The following is a 19,053-nucleotide window of genomic DNA, read 5'->3' on the forward strand; positions in this document are numbered from 1 at the left end:
AGATAGCGCCTAGACCAAAAAAATGAGTGGTAGTTGCGAAACTCCACATTAGGCCACCGAGACTGCGGCCTAGCACGTGAGCGGCAGCCTCGTTGGGCCTGCCTTTTGCCCGGCGCCAGAGGAGGCCCGGATGGCACGTCCGGCAGTCGAATTGATTATCCAGATTTATAAATCGATGCACGTGCGGCTCGGCGATTGGCGTTCTCAGGATTTAGTAGATAGCCTAGTATTTTTGTCAGGTGACAAAAGGTGATACGGGCTGCAGGATCCAACTGAATGACTTTGTGCAGCAAGTCCTGCTCCCCTACTAATCGGGAAATCAGCCATGAGTCGCTTCCTGGATGCTCGTGTCAATGGTTATAACAAAACCGTTATCGACAGTGCAGGCCTGAAAAGAGGTCAGCGGATTCATGTTAATGGCGATGGCTGTTGGTTTTTGCAAGCCGAGTCCACCCAGCTCCACGTTCTGTATGTGGATAAGGATGGCAAATTTAATGACTACTATGCACGCCGTTACCCTGTCACCGTGCGTTACACGAGCATCAGAACGATCACCGAGGTACCGTGCGCAGAGATCAGTTTAGAGAGCCAAGACCCCGAAAACTATCGGCTGCTGGTACAAGCCTATCAAGAGGGTTTTGGTGATCTGACCCATGCAGGCGCTAAACTCGTAACACTGGACGGCATCGAAGAGCAATCAATACGGAGCGTGCCTGTATTGATTGAAATCAAGCCCGATGTGGTCGACACCCCCGACACGATATATGGATATGGTGTGGCACACGCCGACACGTATGGCATTCTTTGTTATCTGGATGCACCTCCATCAATGACTGGCACACACGTCAGCGTCTCACGCGATACTGCGCTTGAGCAATGTTCAGTTTCACTCGGTAGGGCTTATGGTATTGTTAATCACTTTAGATTGGCATTCATTGACAGTATCAAGAAATCGAATATTCATGCCATTTACGCATTGACGGATCTGCCTGAACTCACCGACCTCAAGACGCTGTTGGTGAGGCGCGCTCAAACACAGAACGCGCTGATTGCCGCAGGTGCGTTTAGCGTAGAGCCTGCTCAGTGGGCAAAGCTGAGCGATCGTCCAGGCCCTTTCCTGGTGGAAGTCCACTCGCCAGAAAGTTTAGTAAACGCTGATTCGGATGAAGAGGAGGAAGTCTCGGCTGAACGTGCATCGACAGCTTATGACGGCACCTTTGGCATGATTAGTAATATTCAGATATGGTCAGCGTCTGCTGGCAGTCTGCAGGTCACCTGTGATGAGAGCACTAAACAAATATATGAAGCACTTGTCACTCAGGTGGCCGCTGCGTCGCGCTATGCGACGGTCGAAAAAATTACACTTTCTTGGGGTAGTATAAAAACCATCTACAGTATGGCCGACGTCAAGTTGGAGCAGGACACCCCGGCACCGGCCCGTGACACTCCAGAACGAGTACCCGCCTGGTGGGGGGAAAGCGAAACACCGGCCGATAATGATACCCTCCCGAACATGACTGGCTTCGAGGCAGCGCAGCTTGGCGCTGGCCAGGAAGTCTGGCGTAGTTGGAATTACCTGCTCGCAGATCGAGATTTACAGGTCGATGAATACCTACATGCCTGGGTCATCAATGAAGCCGATGGAAGCATCGTCAAGCACGTGGCATGGAAAGCCGCAAAGGCAACTTCAGCGTTGGCCAAATGGCCAGAGGCATTTTTAAAGGCGATCAACGCTGCTCCAGTTGACTCCCAAGGTTACAAATGGGTGTGCGCGGGTTATTTGACCGTAGCAGGGGATCTGAGTGTGGCCACGAGTGGCAGCCCGACCACGGCGGCTTTCACTACGCTCACGTCCACCGGCAAATATAGCCTCAACAGACTTTGGGTCTACGGAGACGGGCTGCGGCTTTTCACCAATGCTCCGTTCGTGGCCAATCAGGTCATTGTCAGTCGACTGTCAGATAGCCCCCCGCCGCCAGGTGAAAGCATTTCGGTGCAAGTGCGCGATCGTACTTCCTTGCGTTTGTATGAAACCTATCTGTTCGAGCCAACGATCGACCCCGGGCGTTCTGACGATCCCAGCGTAACTGCGGCCGTATGGAGCAAGGCGCTGTGTAGCCACATCAATGCAAAGTGCCAGGATAGGCGTTACGGGCTACTGCGGGCGGGCGTACTGGGCAGTGATGACGTCACTATTGAACCCGCTGACAAAGGTAATGCGTTGTGGGTTGCACAACACGCTGATGTGTCGGTGGAACTGGACTCAATGGTTTGGCAGAAGTACCGCACGGCCACCACGTTCACGCCACAGCCAGGGTCCGTCATCCAGATCCTGCTCTATGATCGCTACAGCGCGGAGCAACTGCCCGGCTCCCCTCTGCGCTACACAGTGAAAAGCACCGACGCTACAGCAGCGAAATGCCTTGAATCACTCGCTCAGGCACTTCATGCATCGGACTTGGGCGAGTACCTACGCCTAGGCACGCTTGAGTCGGCGCAAGGCAAACCTACTGGCACCGAAGACTGGATGCTTTGGCATATGCCTTTACCTGTCAGGGTAGTGGTCACGGGTGTACCCGGGTTGACCAGTGACTATGAGCCGGCGCTTGAGACGCCAGAAGGCCACCCACTCACGCTGGGTGATCTGCATAAAAACTTCAAGAATGGACTAACGCTGGCATTGAGTGACCGCTGGACCGGACATGTCATGGATTCCTGGAGCTTCACGCAGGCAGTAGATGAATCGGACGCAGAGACCGACGCTGCGCGCTTTACGAAGTGGGTCAATGGGTTGGGTGAGCTAGTTGCACCGAGCGTTGCGATGTGGGGTACGCATTCAGCGCTCCTGACCAAGCCAGACATAGAGGCCAGCGACTTGGCTGATCAATCCCTATGGTTACCCACGGACGCGGAAGTTGTGTTGGTTGCTCACCGTCTCATCGCAGCGCCTTCATACAAGCCCAGAAAGCCGCCAACGCTCGAGCAACGAATAATTTACAAGCGCAACCAGCTGATATGGGAAGAGGCACAGAATTACAGTTACTATACGGCATGGACCTCCCAGACGAATTATTCGAAACAATTTTCGAAAATTCTCAGTTGGGGGGATGATGTTCTTACCGCTCGCGACAGGAGCGAAATACGGCCTCGCAATTTCTCATACAAGCCAACCTCTATCAAGGAGGTTACTTATGCCGATTTTCAATTTAAAGGCCCATCGGCTAATACACCCGTACTGGTGGCGTCCAGGCTTGCACGGGACGATATTTTTTACGCGCGGAATGATGTTTGGCAACTTCAATACTCATCCAACCATGTCACCCAGCGCCTGGCAAGCAGTGAGGGCCACGTTGTCGTTCAATTTACCAAGCCAGATCACGACTATCTTTACGTATTGGGTGTATTGAGAGTTATACAGGCGTCCTGTAACAACGAAAGTTCGAACGAGAAAAAGATGAGCGGCTCCGTAAGGGAGGCGATCCGGAGTGGGTGGTTTGATGCCGCTGCAAAAAAACTCACCAGCATCGATGCCATGAGCCCTCAAGATGCAGCTTGCTTGAAACAGGCCGACGAATTGATTACAGCGTTGGCAGATACGGAGCTGCTGGCAGCAATCAGGCATTATCAATTGGCTTTCCTGAGTGACGAGAACAGTATGTTCATTGGGGATTTATCTGCAATCCAATCAGAGTTTTGTCGTCTGCCTTTGGTAGCAGCATTAGACAAAAGCATAGATGAGGCAGCATTAGACGAAAGTATAGATGAGACAGCATCAGGGAACAATCTGAGCGACATAGGATTGTTGGTGAATCCCAATGAAATAGGAAAAATTTTTGACAAGCTCGCCACACTGCCGGCAACATCTCCTGAGTTTTCCAGCATAAGATCCAACCTCCTTGAACTTGCTAGGCGCTTAGTGCTCGGAGAGAACAAGACGTTCTCCGAAACAACCTGGACCACCCTACGAGCCCTAGGCAAATTGAACATTGCACATGAGCCGCTACTCGTTCAGTTACTCTGCGGTGAACAGAACCCAGATCAGCATCACCTTCACCTTCGATTGACGCCAGCGGCCTGGGCTAAAGGAGTTCGCATCATTGACTACTCTGCGGACCTTTCTCCAGACATACGCCGTCTCTATGAGCTTTCACCGAACTTGCGTTCCTGGAATGGAGGCATGCAACTTTATATACCCAAAGATATAACGCTTGATCGCGTCGACGGCTTATGTAGCGCCAGCTATCTTAGTCGCTCAGGCATTACCCCCGCCTTCTTGAATACAGCTCCTTCGCACGGGGCCTTGGGTCCCATGCCACTCACCATCGAAATGCCGTTCAAAGGCCGCACCTTCATCCCCAAGGACTCGCTTTGCGCCGACTACGCCGGCACTCTCGGTTCCGAACTCTATGACGTCAGCGGTGCCAGTGAAAATGGTGTCGACAGCAAAACGGGCCTGTTCCACGCCCATTACCCAGTGGGTGTCGTACGCGGACTGGCAGGCAAGGGGCCGGAGCTTGACCTGACCCTGCATTACGCCGCCACCCGTGCCAACGAAAGTGCGTTGGGCGACGGCTGGGCATTTCGCTTTAGCGTCTACGACAATCGCCTTCACCGGTTGACACTGCATAGCGGTCAGACCATTACCCTCACCGCCGAACATGTGGGCCAAGCGAACGGCAAAAAACGCCTGACCATCAATGGCATTACGCTCACCGGTGCCACGGGCAATCACGGCGCCCTGACCGGCCTGACCGTGGTGTTCCCAAGCGGGCGCAGTGAAATCCTGGCCAAGCCCGACCCTCATGATGGCAAGGAAGCAAGTGAAAACTACAAAGCAGCTTTCGTCAGCAAAGCAAAAAAACTCAAAGAAAACCTTGAGCAATGGCTCAAGGAGTCAGGTGTCAGCAAAGAGCAAAAAGAAACGCTACAGGCCAAAATCCAAGAGCTGAGCAAGCTCGAGAGCGATATCAAACGCAAGGCGTATCTTCTGGTTCCTCGCAGTATCAGGGCATCGCAAGGCGGTGTGCTCACGTTGTCCTGGGAAGGTAAGGAAGGCCACGTACATTTGCAGCATATCGCTGATGGCGACACCACGCTAATGATCGCCAGCCACGAGACACCTGTAGCAGAGGGTGAATACAGCTCCACATTCACTGTGTGGCCCGATACCGAAGAGGCTTACACGGTCAAATTGTGTATCAAAGACTGTCTGCTCACGCAACTGACACGCCAGGGCAAGAACGATGCAAAGCCAGTGCAGACAGTCGTGTTCGGGTACGAAGGTGAACCGGTTCTTGACCGCGTGCTGTGCTCGATCAGTGAGGAGGACGGCTCGCTGGAGGCCGTCAGCTATGGACCGACGTGGAAGGACTGGGATACCAGTAGCGACTGCCTCATTCCCTTGTCACGGGTTATGCGCCACACACTGGTGCCTGGTGCGGGTCAACTACCCATCACCCACATATGGGAATGGCAAGGCAGCAGTTCACTGATGAAAGAAGGCGCGACATTCTCGTCGACCTGCAGCCTGGACACTGGAAGCCATCTCGAAGGCCCCTCTACCTCACGTACCTGGACGCTCAAGAATGGTTTCATCGTCGAAACCCAGGTCATCGAGAAGCTTTCGCATCTGGTCCGGCAAACCACCCGCATGATCTACCCCGACACGGTCGCCAGCAGTGATCCCGCAGTCAGGTTCCGCCTGGCTACGCAGCCGATCAGCACGACAGTGACCACTGAAGATTTTCGTGCCCATTCTCAGCCCGCTGCACCAGTGGACACTGTTGTCGATAAATCCGCCGAGGAGCGTCATCCATGACTATCGACCTCAATGCAAGCCGCAGTGGCGAGGCGTTCACTGCAGCAGGAACTGTGAGCAAGACGTCGAGCTTCACATACGATCAAGATTCAGGGTTGCTCACTAAAGCCGTGATGGACGATGGTCAGACGACGCACCTGTGCTACTACCCGGTAAAGGCAAGCGCCGACAAGGCGGATCGTAGCGATCAGGTTCCTGCGCTGGCATCGCTGTTGAAAGGGTTCAAGTTGGAGAAAGATGAGTCTGCTCTTTCTACAGTGGCGCTGGGATGCCCTGAAATCCCCGATGTCAGCAACCCGCCTCTGCTTGCGCAATGCAGTTATCTGACGTTCCCGGACGGCAGTTGCTCGGAAATGAACATCAGTCTTTATAGCTACGCAAGCGTCCACAAAAGCAGCAGTGGCGTGTTGATGCCTGACACGACACTAAGTCTGGAGGGCGTTGAGGTGGATACCTCTACTACGCCATGGACGCTTGCCAAAGCACCTGGTCGCCAAGGGCTGGTCGTCACCTTGCAGCAGGTCAGCAGCACTCCGAGTGACACGGATGTGAAGACCGAAACGACCTCGACCCGTTGGTTCAAGGACAATCATGCCCGGCAGACGCAAAAGCTGACTGAGACCACCACCATCGATACCAGTGCCGGCACCTTGCAGGTAAAAAGCCAATCGCCCCTTACACTGGGAGCACTGAACCTCACTGCCACCTTGGCCCAACACATTCGCTCCGCACGTAGCGGCCGCGTGCTGGCCGATACCGAGCAAGATGAATTGGGTAGGCCAGTATCGATGGCTTACTACACGTATGATGCCTGCGACCGTTTGTTGACGAGCACCACGTATGCCTGGGATGCCAAAAAATTCTCCCCAGGGCCTAAAGAGCTTGAGGCCCTGTCGGTAACGACGCAGCAATGGATAGAAACAGGCAACGGAACCTGGATCGTCACGGTTGGCCCAGATGGTCGCAAGGGCCGCACCCTGCTCGATGGTCTGCAACGTCCTGTTCGGCGAGAACTGCAGCGCACAGCAGGTAGCGACGACTCAGCCCAGAATTACGTCTGCCTTGAGGAAGTCGTTTACGGCGCAGACGGCGAGCCGCAACAGCAGTGCATTTATGACTACCACCCAGGAGGGTTATGCGTTCGTAACGACGGCGCGAGCTTGCCTGCTTTACTCCGGGACTGGTTCTGGCAAGCCGAGGCGTGTGATGATCAGACCAAGCCAGATGGCACGCAAATTCAGCGGGTCGAAACATTCACCGGCACAATGCTGCGAGGCCCTCTGCATAGCGTCGAGAACACCCAGACCAACCAGGCAGATGGCAGCGTCACGCTGGCGGTCAGTCATAAGCGCTGGGGCGCGGCGAGCCAAAAAATGGAGGCTACTGGGCTGAGTCGCGAGCAACGAATCAACAACCGTGGCTTATGCGATCAGGTCATCGAGACGGTAGGAAACGTTAACCGGAAATGGACGCTCGCCTACGATGAGCTCGGCCGCCGCACCCAGACGACCGCGCCAGACGGCACGGTCGTGACATGGGCGTTCAAAGGGCTCAGCACTGTTCCTACAAAAGTCAGTATTCAAGCCAAATCAGGCGCCGTGCGGGAATTGGGTAGACAGAGTTTGGGCGGTGAGGGAAACCACGGCTCGGATATTGAATCAAGAGTAGTGGGCGCCGAGGGCTCAACGCAAAAAATCACCTTTTTAAACGATGGTTATCAACGCCCTGATGGCACAAAAGTGTGGAATGAAAGCAGCACCGATGGCAGCAGTGTGTCGTGGTACATCAAGGGCAATCAAGCGAGTGCTGTCAAGGCGAAGATTGCAACCTTCACCTACAACGAGATCACCCAGGCCATCAAGGTCGAGCGCCTCGAAGCCTCAGTAAACTTACAGAGCAAGATCAGCACCGAGAGCCTCTCGCCCCGCTTGTTAGGGCAGACATTGACAACCCGCACACTGCGCGGCATGCATCAGCGTGAGCATGTTCAGCAGTCGCTACGGGGAGACATCAGCCAAGCGAGTTTCAACAATGGGATCGCCACTCGCGTCTGGCACGATGGACAGAACAGACGCACTCGGGTACGACGTATGGGCCTGGACTATCGCTATCGCTATGCGGGCCAGGGTGAGCTCGACCGGTTGTTTGTGAGTGACCGAGCCAACGGCAGAACACTGCTGGTGTCCTTCGATTACGATACCCTTGGCCGGGAAACTCAGCGTACCTACCACCTGAATGGCGAGATCAAGAGCCGCTATGAACAAACATGGTCGGTAAGCGGGCAGCTCTTGAGCAAATCGTGGTTCCGTAACGGTGAAAGCGAGGCGACGCGTAGCGAAACCTTCGCCTATGAAACCCATCGCAATGAGCTCAAGCAATGGAGCGTTCGGGCATCCAAAGGCTTCGAGATTCAAGACAAGAACCAGAAAGGCATCCAAGACCAAGCCTACACTTATGACGCGCTAGGCAACCTGCTTACGTGCGTCACGACCTTCCTTGACGGCGCAAGCGAAACACGCGAATTCGTTTACGGCAATGCACTGCAACCGACCCAGCGCACAGGCATCACCGTGACGCACACCCCTAACGGGGGCAAAGCGGGCAAGCCGACAACGCACACCCTGGTCAGTGACAAGAACGGCAGCCTTACCACTGATGACTCAGACCACCAATTCGTCTACACGCCCGTTGGCCAACTTCAATCTGTGACTAGCGTCAAGGATCGCACGCTGCTTGCCAGTTATGAATATGACCACATTGGTCGTCTGGCCTCTCAATGGGATGAAAGCAAGCAACAGCGACGGGTCATGCAATACAAGGGCGACCAACTGTGCGGAGTCGTATGGTTAGATGCGAAGGACACACCAGTGCGGGGCACGGTGCTGGATGAGGAAGCCGGCCTGGTAGTGCAATGCCAAGAGATGAGCGAGGCGGCTACCGCCGCTCACTACTGCTTCAGATTGCCCGATCCGCAAAATGGTGGCGCAGAAGAGTACTCGATGGATGCCCACGGCGACTGGGTAAGTCAGTCTATAGGTTTGACGCCGTGGGGCGAAGCTTCCCTGGAAAGCCTCAATGCGCTCAACAGTGGTCTTGGCTACAACGGCCAGTGTGTCGACCCGGTAACAGGCGCCTACCATTTGGGTAACGGCTACCGCGTGTACGACCCTCGCTTCCAGGCTTTTTTCCAGGGCGACAGTCTGAGCCCGTTTGGTGAGGGCGGGCTGAACGACCGTGCGTACTGCGCAGGTCGGGATCCGGTGAACTGGCATGATCCGAGCGGGCACATCATGATCAGTCGCCGGGAAGAGGCTTCGACGCTTGCGTCCCTGGACGATATGATCCACGAAACTGCCCCGCCTCATCATGAGCCTGCGGCGTGGTGGGAATGGCTACTATTAGCGAGTGTTCTGGTGCTAGGTGTCATTGGCTCGATCCTTACAGGCGGTTTGCTCGGCGTCTTGTTACTCGCCGTCGCTGGCCTTGCGTTCGGATTGGGAGCAGCGGAACTGTCTTTGCGGCAAAGTAACCCGGCGTTGTCGTCGAAATTGGGCTGGGCCTCCCTGGCGGTCGGCCTGTTCGATGCGTCTGGAAAAGGGTTGGCCAAGTTAGGCAGCGTGCTGCTTAGAGGTGCAAGCAAAGGTGTAAGAGCATTGACTACGTTGCGCTCCTCAATGCTGAGGCGGGTTGAGGGCTTGTACAGCTCACTGTCCAAAGGTGCTCGCCGTGGCCTCGGTAACATCAAGGAGCGGCTCTTGTACCGTGTTGAGACGGTATCTAAAGCGCCAGTCAAAACAATACCTGGACGGGTATCGAAACAACAGAGGGACGCGCTCAATGCGAGTCGTCCTGCTACACCTCCCAGCAATGTCTCACCACCGCGAATGCTTCATGTGCCTCATGTCGTCGCTGTAGATGATCTGGGTGATTATCAGCTTTATCGCAGGGCCTATCACCCATCAGACAGGGTCGTCATGTCATTCCATGGAATGAACTCAGTGAGAGGAGGCAAAGTAGAAATTCCAGCACATGCGCAACTCAATCACTATGCCCCCGCCACGGGTACCGCGAACACCGATATCGCGTACATACGAGGAACGAATACAGTTGCACGAGATCTAGGGTTGGAGCGAGTCGCCGCAGGGACTGGCAATGTGACCAAGGTCGTACCAGGCAGTCACTTTACCTCCAACTATGTCATCGAGCATTTTGAAAAATTCTCCGATGTGCACCTGCGTCAACTGGTGGAAAAATACAATGTCGATATTTTGGTACTCAAGCCGAAGTCGGGACCGCGACCACTCGCCAACGCCTTTAATACGCTGGACAGCGCAGGTCACTCCTACAAAGTTTACGACTTTGTCGCCTGTCGTGCATCCGAACTGAAAATGAATATTCCGTTCATGAAGTTACCTTCTAGCAAAATCTAGAAAAGTCGACCATCCAAGTTTTCGCTATAAGTCGAAGGGTTCGAGGACTGGGATTTTTCGACTTGAGGAGCATGGCGCATCATGATGAACAGTCCGTTGGATTATCTCCGCCTGGGTATTGTGAATCACAGGACCCAGGCGGATAAGTTACTTCGATCCAGACATTCGAATAGCCGATTTCGCGCAGCACCGTAGATGAGGTACCGCGCATGCCATACCTCAGTCAGCAAGCCCGCATACCCATACGGTTCAAAGCCGTATTTAGCGTGTTCTCGCTCATCCTCTCGTTGAGGTCATAGCGGTCGGCAAAGACGTTATTGGCCCGTCGCCGCTCAATCCTGGCCAGCACGTCGAGCAGATTGTTGCCGCTTGATGGTTTAAATCGAAGTCTTGCCCAATGTCGGCAGCACGTCGTTGTCGAGGCACGCTGGATCTGCACCAGCGTGCTCTGCCGCCCCTTTCTTCAGCACACGACCGCGTTGCTAAAGCCACAATGCGTACATCGCCTGGAAAATGTGCTGCTCTGCAAGATTTTGGGTATGACGCTAATGCCGGCGATACGTGCCGGAGTTGGTGCCCTAAGCAATCAGCCGCCGCGCCTAGTCGCGCAGCGAGCGTGTCTGACGCAAGCCAACTTCGGGATCGGTACCGAAGGGCATGCGCTTTTGCATGCCGGCCCCCGAATAGTGGAAGTGCCGCGACTTGCCGCCAGCCCCGCTCACGCTGAGTGACAGGCCATCGCTATTGCCGGGGGTGTAGTCTTGCCAATGGCTTTGGCGTGGCGGACGGTTGCATCTGAGAATGCCATGTATGAGCTCCTGAACATGAAATTCAGGGCTAGATGCTCGTAACGCTCCTCTCCAGCAACAAACCGCCACGGTGGGAGTCCGGATTTCATGGACTAACTTCTCGACTAAAAAAGTCCAGATGCCCATGGGTAGAAGTGGCTTTGGCTGGAACGAAAAAAGACGCCTAGGCGTCTTTTCCGAAGATCTAAGAAACCAACGGGCCCCTGTAGACCGATATTTGGAGCGGGAAACGAGACTCGAACTCGCGACCCCGACCTTGGCAAGGTCGTGCTCTACCAACTGAGCTATTCCCGCGTCGTGATGGGTGCCATTGTAGCGATATCCAAAATGGCGTCAACCCCTTGATTCAAAAAAACTTTTATTTCTGCTCCGAGCCTTCGCGCAGGTGCGGCCAGGCAGCCACCAGGTAATGCACCATCGACCACAAGGTCAAGCCCGCCGCGACTAACAACAACCCATAACCCAGGATCACCCAGAAGGTTACCGCTGGCGGGTTGCCCAGCAGGATCACCAACGCCAGCATTTGTGCAGCCGTCTTCCACTTGCCCAGATTGGACACGGCCACGTGCGCCCGCGCGCCCAGTTCGGCCATCCACTCGCGCAGCGCCGACACCACAATCTCGCGACCGATGATGACCGCAGCCGGCAAGGTGAGCCAGAAGTTGGCGTGGGTCTGCACCAGCAGCACCAGCGCAACGGCGACCATGAGCTTGTCGGCCACCGGGTCCAGGAACGCACCGAACGGGGTGCTCTGCTGCAACCGACGCGCCAGGTAGCCATCCAGCCAGTCGGTGGCGGCGGCGACGGCAAATACGCTGCTGGCGGCCATGTAGCTCCAATGGAACGGCATGTAGAACAGCAGGATGAAAATCGGGATGAGCAGAACGCGTAGAACGGTGAGCAGGTTTGGAATATTCATCGGTACGACTGGCCGCGGGTTGAACCCGGCATTCTACTCGCTATGCAGGCTGGCATAAATCGACTCGGCAAGCTTTTTACTGATACCCGGTGCCTTGGCTATCTCGTCGACACTGGCGCGGTTGAGCTCTTGCAGGCCGCCGAAATGTTTCAGCAAGTCACGCCTGCGCTTGGGCCCGACGCCTGCTACATCCTCCAGGCTCGACACCCGCCGGGCCTTGCCGCGACGGGCACGATGGCCGGTGATCGCGAAGCGGTGGGCCTCGTCGCGGATCTGCTGGATCAGGTGCAGCGCTGGCGAATCACCCTTGAGGGTGAATTCGTTGTGCACATCGTTCAGGTAGAGGGTTTCGAAACCAGCCTTGCGCGTCACGCCTTTGGCCACGCCAAGCAGGGTCAACTCGCTGAACCCCAGTTCCTGCATCACATCGCGCGCCATGTTCAACTGGCCCTTGCCTCCGTCCACCAGCAGCACGTCCGGCAGCTTGCCCTCGCCATCGCGGATACGCCCATAACGACGGGTCAGGGCCTGGTGCATGGCGGCGTAGTCGTCGCCGGCCGTGACGCCCTCGATATTGAAGCGCCGGTAGTCCGACTTGATCGGCCCTTCCGGCCCGAACACCACGCAGCTGGCGACCGTCGCCTCGCCACTGGAATGACTGATGTCGTAGCACTCCAGGCGCTGCGGCACTTCGTCCAGGCCCAGTACTTCGGCCAGTGCGTCAAAGCGTGCTGCCATGTGCTGGCGGTTAGCCAGGCGTGCGTTGAGCGCCTGCTCGGCGTTGGTCACTGCCAACTGCTGCCAGCGCGCACGGGTGCCACGCACGCGATGGCTGATGGTCAGCTCGCGGCCGCGTAGAGCATTGAGGGCCTCGGTGATGGCCTCGAAGTCCTCGTGCACCACGTTCACGATGAGCTCCCCCGGCAACTCACGCTCCGGGTTGCCGACGTAGTACTGGGAAACGAATGCCGCCATCACCTCGGAAACGTCTTCCTCGATGCCGACCTGCGGGAAGAAGTTCTTGCTCCCTAGCACACGCCCGCCACGGACGCTGATCATGTGGACGCAAGCGCCGCCGGGGTTGACGAACGCGGCAATGACGTCGACTTCGCCACTGCCCCCTTCGATGTACTGCTGGTCCTGTACGCGGCGCAGCAGGCCGATCTGGTCGCGCAGTTCGGCTGCCTTTTCGAAATTGAGGTCCATGGCGGCCTTTTCCATCTCGGCATTGAGCTCATTGCCCAACTGCTGGCTGCGCCCTTCCAGGAACATCACCGAATGGCGTACGTCCTCGGCATATTCCTCGGCGCTGACCAGGCCGGTGCAGGGCCCCTTGCAGCGCTTGATCTGGTATTGCAGGCATGGACGGGTGCGGTTGGCGTAGTAGCTGTCCTCGCATTGCCGTACCAGAAAGGTCTTTTGCAGCACGCTCAGGCTCTCGCGGATGGCCCCGGCACTTGGGTAAGGGCCGAAGTAGCGCCCCTTGGCTTTCTTCGCGCCCCGATGAATGCCAAGCCGCGGGAACTGACCGTCGGAAAGGAATACATAAGGATAGGATTTGTCGTCACGCAGCAGGATGTTGTACGGCGGGCGCCACTCCTTGATCAGGTTCTGCTCCAGCAGCAGCGCCTCGGTTTCGTTGGCGGTGATGGTGGTTTCCACCTGGGCGATGCGGCTGACCAGTGCGGCGGTCTTGGGCGCCAGCCCGGACTTGCGAAAATAGCTGGCCAGGCGCTTCTTGAGGTTCTTGGCCTTGCCCACGTAGAGCAGCCGCGCATCGGCGTCGAACATTCGGTACACACCCGGGCGACCACTGCAGGTCGCCAGGAATGCGCTGGCATCAAAGACTTCAGACATGAGGTTTACAGGCTTGCGTCAACCATACCGTGGCGAACGGCCAGCAATGTCAGTTCGACGTCGCTGGTGACCGAGAGTTTTTCAAAGATCCGGTACCGGTAGGTATTCACGGTCTTGGGCGAGAGGCACAACTTGTCGGAAATGATCTGCACTTTCTGGCAGCCGACGATCATCAGGGCAATCTGGATTTCACGCTCGGACAACGCATCGAATGGCGAGCCCTGTGGCTGGAACGACTTGAGCGCCAACTGCTGGGCGATCTGCGGGCTGATGTAGCGTTGGCCGGCAAATGCCAGGCGAATGGCCTGGACCATCTCATCGAGGCCGGCGCCCTTGGTCAAGTAGCCGGCCGCCCCGGCTTGCAGCAGGCGCGTGGGGAACGGGTCTTCTTCACACACGGTCACTGCCACCACCTTTATGTCAGGGTGGCTGCGCAGCAACTTGCGCGTGGCCTCAAGACCGCCAATGCCAGGCATCTTGACGTCCATCAGCACAACGTCTGGCTTGAGCTCGCGCGCAAGCTTGAGCGCCGATTCGCCGGAGTCCCCTTCACCTACCACCTGCAAGCCGTCGATGTCGGCCAGCATGCGCGTAATACCGGTTCGTACCAGATCGTGGTCGTCGACCACTAGGACCCTAATCAAGCACACACCTCTTCAGCAGGGCGATTGTATGACGCCACCTTAACAAAATTTTTCAAGACCGGCCTAGCGCATTGCTTTCGTCAGAAACGACTGACGACCCGGGTCTGAATATATACGCCCCGGCTGCTCATGCCTGTGGTCAGACAGACGTTTCAACAGGTGAACAATCGCCGCCTTGTCGGCCTCAGCCAGGCCCCGAAGCGCGTTGAGCAGGTCCGACTCCTGCGCACTAAGCCCATGCAAGGGTACAGGGGTGCGTACCCCGTTCAGAACATACAGCGCATCAACCCCCCTGACCGCTACCGCAGCCAGGTAATCGACACGTGGCATGCGCTCCCCACTTTCGTATTTGCCCTGCGCGTTGGGTTCCACCCCACCGATATCGCCGAATACACGCTGGGTCATACCCAGCCGCTCACGTTCTTCCCGCAGCCGGGGGCCGATTCCATTCATCCGGGCGTCTCCTTGTCCCTGGGTATCTCCGAGCAGCGCCACGTCCGCACGCACCGCTGCCTCGTTTACAAAGGGCACTATGCCGCTGACGGACGACTGGGACAAGGCATCATTGCCCTGAGCAATCGATCCTGCGCTGCATGCGCACAAAACAATCATCCTCGCCCATTTCGACGAACCCTCGTCGCTGGTAAAGCCTGCGCGCCGGGTTGGTGCGAAACACCATCAGCCTGAGCAGCGCCAGGCGCCGTTGGGCTGCCCATTGTGCGAGCGTTTCGAGCACCCAGCTGCCAACCCCCTGCCCCTGGTAAGCGGGAAGCAAATGCAACTCACGGATGAACAGTGCCTGGCTATCCTGGCTGAGGCTGCAGAAACCCAACACGGCGTCGGTATCGGTGTCGGTCACTAGCCACTGCTCGCGCCACTGCCAGGCCTGGTCGAAAGCCTGCTCCACCCACAGAAGGTCGTATCGGTGGTAATAAGGCAGCATGAGGCGGCGCGTCAGGTCGCGGGCGAACGTCAGATCACTGTCAGTGGCAGGAATGAGTTGCAGCATCATGCGCTCTCCCGCTCAGGCCGGCTTGGCCGGAACGAACTCACGCCCTTGCGTGGGCTTGGCGCTGCAATGCATCGGTATCGACACGAACGAACACCGAATCGGCCCTGACGGTGAGCACCCCATCGGCCCACACCTCGCAGATCACCCGGCTTTTGCGTGCCACTTCTCCCTCGACTCGAGCCTTGAGCAGCAGCTCAACCCCCATGGGTGTCGGTTTGAGGTACTCAAGCCCCAGGCGGCCAGTGACGCAATCGATACGCGGCAAGCTGCCAGGCGCCCGGCCTTCGCTTCGATAGTGATAGGCCATGGCCGTCCAATTGGAGTGGCAGTCCACCAGCATTGCCAGCAATCCGCCATAGACCAGCCCCGGCCAGCCGGTAAAGGTAGCGTCGGGGGTGTGTCGACAGATCAGATGAATGCCGTCTACGGCCCAATGGCTTTGTACACGGAGCCCGTGCGGATGGGCGCTGCCACAGCCATAGCAAATGCCATCCGGGGCAGCCACTGCCTGCAGGCTCAAGGCTTGATCGTTCATACGCTTCCTGTGCTTGTTGTAATGAGGGCGCGCTACGCCCTCATTAAAGCAGATAGGTCACGCGGTTTGCAGGCTCGCCTTGCCGGGGCGCCTGGCCAGGGCCACCACGAGGATGAACGTCGTGACCCCGGCTGTCATCAATGTCTCGTATCGGTAGGCATCGCTGAACAACATGTACCCCAGCACCAGGACGATGGTGGCGATCACCAGCCAGGTGAGCCAGGGGAACAACCACATCTTCAGCTCCAGCAAGCGCCCTTCGCGCTCCGCGCGCGCACGCATGCGCAGTTGGGACACGGCGATGACCAGATACACCAGCAACGCGATGGCACCGGTGGTGGACAGCAGAAAGCCGAACACCTTGCCTGGGAACACATAGTTGACCAGACACCCGGCAAACCCTGCCAACGTCGAGAGGATCACCGCGACCGTAGGCACCCCGGAGCCTGCAATGCGCCGGGTGATGGGCAGAGCCTGCCCGCGGGCGCCCAGCGAATACAGCATGCGCGAGGCGGTATACAGCCCCGAGTTCATGCAACTGGTCACGGCCACCAGCACCACCATGTCCACCAGCAGCTTGGCGCCAGGCACGTTCAGCACCTCAAGGACCCGTTGGAACGAGCCGACTGCCTTGAGCCCTGGGTCATTCCAGGCCACCAGCGAAACCACCAGGAAGATCGAAGCCAGGTAGAAGATCGCGATGCGGTACACTACCAGGTTGGTGGCACGACGGATCTTGTCCTTGGGGTTGGCCGTTTCGTCGGCAGCGATGGTGACGATCTCCGCGCCGAAGAACGAAAAGATGGTGATCAGTACACCGCCCAGTACGGTGCCAAAGCCGTTGGGCATGAAGCCTCCGGTATCCCAGAGTCGGCTGACCCCGGACACGTCGGCCAAGGGCCAGAAGCCAGTCACCGCCAGGGTACATACGACGATGAAGGCAACGATGGCCACGACCTTGATCAACGCGAACCAGTACTCGAAGGCGCCGAAGTTCTTGACGCTGATCAGGTTGGTACCTGATAGCACGAGCATGATCAGGAAGGCGAACAGCCAGGACGGCACCCCGGGAAAGTAGGCATGCAGGATATCAGCGCCGGCGATGGCCTCGACCGGAATGATTAGCACCCAGAACCACCAGTACAGCCAGCCGATGGTAAAGCCCGCCCACGGGCCGATGGCCTGCGAGGCGTAGGTGGAAAAAGAACCGCTATTGGGGTTGGCGATGGCCATCTCGCCCAGCATGCGCATCACCAGCAACACCAGCAGCCCGGTCATGGCATAGGAAATGAGGATCGCCGGGCCTGCCGTGGCGATGGCGTTGGAGGAGCCAATGAACAGCCCGGCGCCAATGATGCCGGCAATGGAAATCATCGATACCTGACGGGACGTCAGGCCATGTTGCAAGGAACGCTGTTTCTTGTTGTTCGGGGAAGCCATGTTGAACCCTCTGACTGGATCGCACGGTCATTTTTTGATCCGGGTCAGTATTGAGACTTGCCAGAGGTGTCACAAACGACGTTTTATCAGTACGTAATTCCTTGAGGGAATGATTAAGCGCTCGCCTATGTGGATTACGTCCCCTAGCACGGCGTATGAGCCTCCCTTGCAAAAGGGTGAATCATGATGTTCAAGGAGCATGACCAGTGCACCACTGGTTACAGCGTCGAACACATCAAGAACCGTAGGAATGAAACCAATCCAATAATTCGTTTGCACCCCCTGACCCTACGCGCTTGGATAGGCAGTACATCGCCCACAGGTCCCCGCCTCATGAACCACGACTGCATCAGCCAATCCATCGCCATCGTTCATCCCATCACCCTTTCACATGGCCGCAACGCCGAGGTATGGGACGACCAAGGGAAACGCTACATCGATTTTGTAGGCGGCATTGGCGTGCTGAACCTGGGCCATTGCAATCCGGCGGTCGTACAGGCCATACAGGAACAAGCCAGCCGCCTGACTCACTACGCCTTCAACGCAGCCCCACATGCCCCTTACCTTGAGCTGATGGCGCAACTGAGCCAATTCATCCCGGTCGATTACCCGGTGGCCGGCATGCTGACCAACAGCGGCGCGGAGGCGGCCGAAAACGCCTTGAAAGTGGCCCGCGCAGCGACCGGCAAGCGCGCCATCATCGCCTTCGATGGCGGCTTCCATGGCCGTACCCTGGCCACCCTGAACCTCAATGGCAAGGTCGCCCCTTACAAGCAGCGGGTTGGCGAGCTGCCGGGGCCGGTGTACCACCTGCCCTACCCCAGCGCCGACACCGGGGTTACCTGCGAACAGGCCCTCAAGGCCATGGACCGCCTGTTCAGCGTCGAGCTGGCGGTGGAGGACGTGGCGGCGTTCATCTTCGAGCCGGTGCAAGGTGAAGGCGGGTTCCTCGCCCTTGACCCAACGTTCGCCCAGGCCCTGCGCCGTTTCTGCGACGAGCATGGCATCCTGATCATCATCGACGAGATCCAGTCGGGCTTCGGGCGTACCGGCCAGCGCTTCGCCTTCCCACGTTTAGGGCTTGAGCCCGATCTGCTGCTGTTGGCCAAAAGCATTGCCGGCGGCATGCCGCTGGGTGCGGTGGTCGGGCGCAAGGAACTGATGGCAGCGCTGCCCAAGGGCGGCCTGGGTGGCACTTATTCAGGCAACCCGATCGCCTGCGCAGCGGCCCTGGCCAGCCTGGCACAGATGACCGACGAGAATATCGCGACTTGGGGCGAACGCCAGGAACAGGCAATCGTGCGCCGCTTCGAGCACTGGAAGGCTACAGGCCTGAGCCCGTTCATCGGCCGCTTGACCGGCGTCGGCGCCATGCGCGGGATCGAGTTCGTCAATGCCGACGGCAGCCCGGCACCGGCGCAACTGAGCAAGGTGATGGAAGCGGCACGCGCCAGGGGGCTGTTGCTGATGCCCAGCGGCAAGGCACGGCACATCATCCGCCTGCTGGCACCGCTGACCATCGAGGCCTACGTGCTCGAGGAAGGCTTGGATATTCTCGAGCAGTGCCTTGCCGAGCTTGGCTCCTGAAG

Annotated in this window: 10 protein-coding genes and 1 tRNA gene; 3 read left to right on the forward strand and 8 right to left on the reverse strand. The window is 57.4% G+C overall.

The features are described from left to right. Positions 1-325: 325 nt before the first annotated feature. Together CWR53_RS14115 and CWR53_RS14120 are read left to right on the forward strand one after the other, a co-directional pair. Complete coding sequence (locus CWR53_RS14115; protein WP_100851896.1) at positions 326-5,818, forward strand: hypothetical protein; 5,493 nt, start codon at positions 326-328, stop codon at positions 5,816-5,818. Beyond that, positions 5,815-10,248 (forward strand): RHS repeat-associated core domain-containing protein, encoded by a 4,434-nt coding sequence (locus CWR53_RS14120; RefSeq protein ID WP_100851897.1) that lies wholly within the window; start codon positions 5,815-5,817, stop codon positions 10,246-10,248. The genes CWR53_RS14115 and CWR53_RS14120 overlap by 4 nt, the downstream gene beginning before the upstream one ends. A 1,027-nt stretch (positions 10,249-11,275) precedes the next feature. Here the strand turns inward: CWR53_RS14120 and CWR53_RS14125 are convergent. The 8 genes from CWR53_RS14125 to CWR53_RS14160 form a co-directional block, all read right to left on the reverse strand. Continuing rightward, positions 11,276-11,351 (reverse strand) — tRNA-Gly (locus CWR53_RS14125). 64 nt (positions 11,352-11,415) lie between these two features. Next, a complete protein-coding gene (gene pgsA / locus CWR53_RS14130; RefSeq protein ID WP_023534788.1) occupies positions 11,416-11,976 on the reverse strand; it encodes a CDP-diacylglycerol--glycerol-3-phosphate 3-phosphatidyltransferase in 561 nt (186 codons plus the stop codon). Between the two features lie 33 nt (positions 11,977-12,009). Continuing rightward, positions 12,010-13,833, reverse strand: a complete 1,824-nt coding sequence (gene uvrC / locus CWR53_RS14135) for an excinuclease ABC subunit UvrC (RefSeq protein ID WP_058605068.1) — start codon at positions 13,831-13,833, stop codon at positions 12,010-12,012. A 5-nt stretch (positions 13,834-13,838) separates the two neighbouring features. Then, a complete protein-coding gene (uvrY, locus tag CWR53_RS14140) occupies positions 13,839-14,477 on the reverse strand; it encodes a UvrY/SirA/GacA family response regulator transcription factor (protein ID WP_027916239.1) in 639 nt (212 codons plus the stop codon). A 63-nt stretch (positions 14,478-14,540) separates the two neighbouring features. Next, positions 14,541-14,930 carry a helix-turn-helix domain-containing protein gene (locus CWR53_RS14145; protein WP_058605069.1) on the reverse strand — a complete coding sequence of 130 codons (390 nt, stop codon included), beginning with the start codon at positions 14,928-14,930 and terminating at the stop codon, positions 14,541-14,543. A gap of 109 nt (positions 14,931-15,039) precedes the next feature. Further along, positions 15,040-15,489 carry a GNAT family N-acetyltransferase gene (locus CWR53_RS14150; RefSeq protein ID WP_100851898.1) on the reverse strand — a complete coding sequence of 150 codons (450 nt, stop codon included), beginning with the start codon at positions 15,487-15,489 and terminating at the stop codon, positions 15,040-15,042. A 37-nt stretch (positions 15,490-15,526) separates the two neighbouring features. Then, the gene (locus CWR53_RS14155; protein WP_100851899.1) at positions 15,527-16,024 is read right to left on the reverse strand and encodes a PaaI family thioesterase; all 498 of its coding nucleotides are present in this window, start codon (positions 16,022-16,024) and stop codon (positions 15,527-15,529) included. A 57-nt stretch (positions 16,025-16,081) separates the two neighbouring features. Continuing rightward, positions 16,082-17,464 carry an amino acid permease gene (locus CWR53_RS14160; RefSeq protein ID WP_100851900.1) on the reverse strand — a complete coding sequence of 461 codons (1,383 nt, stop codon included), beginning with the start codon at positions 17,462-17,464 and terminating at the stop codon, positions 16,082-16,084. 333 nt (positions 17,465-17,797) lie between these two features. On the opposite strand from CWR53_RS14160, the gene CWR53_RS14165 reads away from it, so the two are divergent. Further along, positions 17,798-19,051 carry an aspartate aminotransferase family protein gene (locus CWR53_RS14165; protein WP_100851901.1) on the forward strand — a complete coding sequence of 418 codons (1,254 nt, stop codon included), beginning with the start codon at positions 17,798-17,800 and terminating at the stop codon, positions 19,049-19,051. The last annotated feature ends 2 nt before the right edge of the window (positions 19,052-19,053 follow it).

Source organism: Pseudomonas sp. SGAir0191 (assembly GCF_002812565.2).
Lineage (GTDB): Bacteria > Pseudomonadota > Gammaproteobacteria > Pseudomonadales > Pseudomonadaceae > Aquipseudomonas > Aquipseudomonas parafulva_B.

Excerpts from the sequence above, each read along its gene's own strand:
- CWR53_RS14115 (WP_100851896.1), top strand. The coding sequence starts at position 326 with ATGAGTCGCTTCCTGGATGCTCGTGTCAATGGTTATAACAAAACCGTT.
- CWR53_RS14120 (WP_100851897.1), top strand. The coding sequence starts at position 5,815 with ATGACTATCGACCTCAATGCAAGCCGCAGTGGCGAGGCGTTCACTGCA.
- pgsA (WP_023534788.1), bottom strand. The coding sequence starts at position 11,976 with ATGAATATTCCAAACCTGCTCACCGTTCTACGCGTTCTGCTCATCCCG.
- uvrC (WP_058605068.1), bottom strand. The coding sequence starts at position 13,833 with ATGTCTGAAGTCTTTGATGCCAGCGCATTCCTGGCGACCTGCAGTGGT.
- CWR53_RS14145 (WP_058605069.1), bottom strand. The coding sequence starts at position 14,930 with ATGAATGGAATCGGCCCCCGGCTGCGGGAAGAACGTGAGCGGCTGGGT.
- CWR53_RS14150 (WP_100851898.1), bottom strand. The coding sequence starts at position 15,489 with ATGATGCTGCAACTCATTCCTGCCACTGACAGTGATCTGACGTTCGCC.
- CWR53_RS14155 (WP_100851899.1), bottom strand. The coding sequence starts at position 16,024 with ATGAACGATCAAGCCTTGAGCCTGCAGGCAGTGGCTGCCCCGGATGGC.
- CWR53_RS14160 (WP_100851900.1), bottom strand. The coding sequence starts at position 17,464 with ATGGCTTCCCCGAACAACAAGAAACAGCGTTCCTTGCAACATGGCCTG.
- CWR53_RS14165 (WP_100851901.1), top strand. The coding sequence starts at position 17,798 with ATGAACCACGACTGCATCAGCCAATCCATCGCCATCGTTCATCCCATC.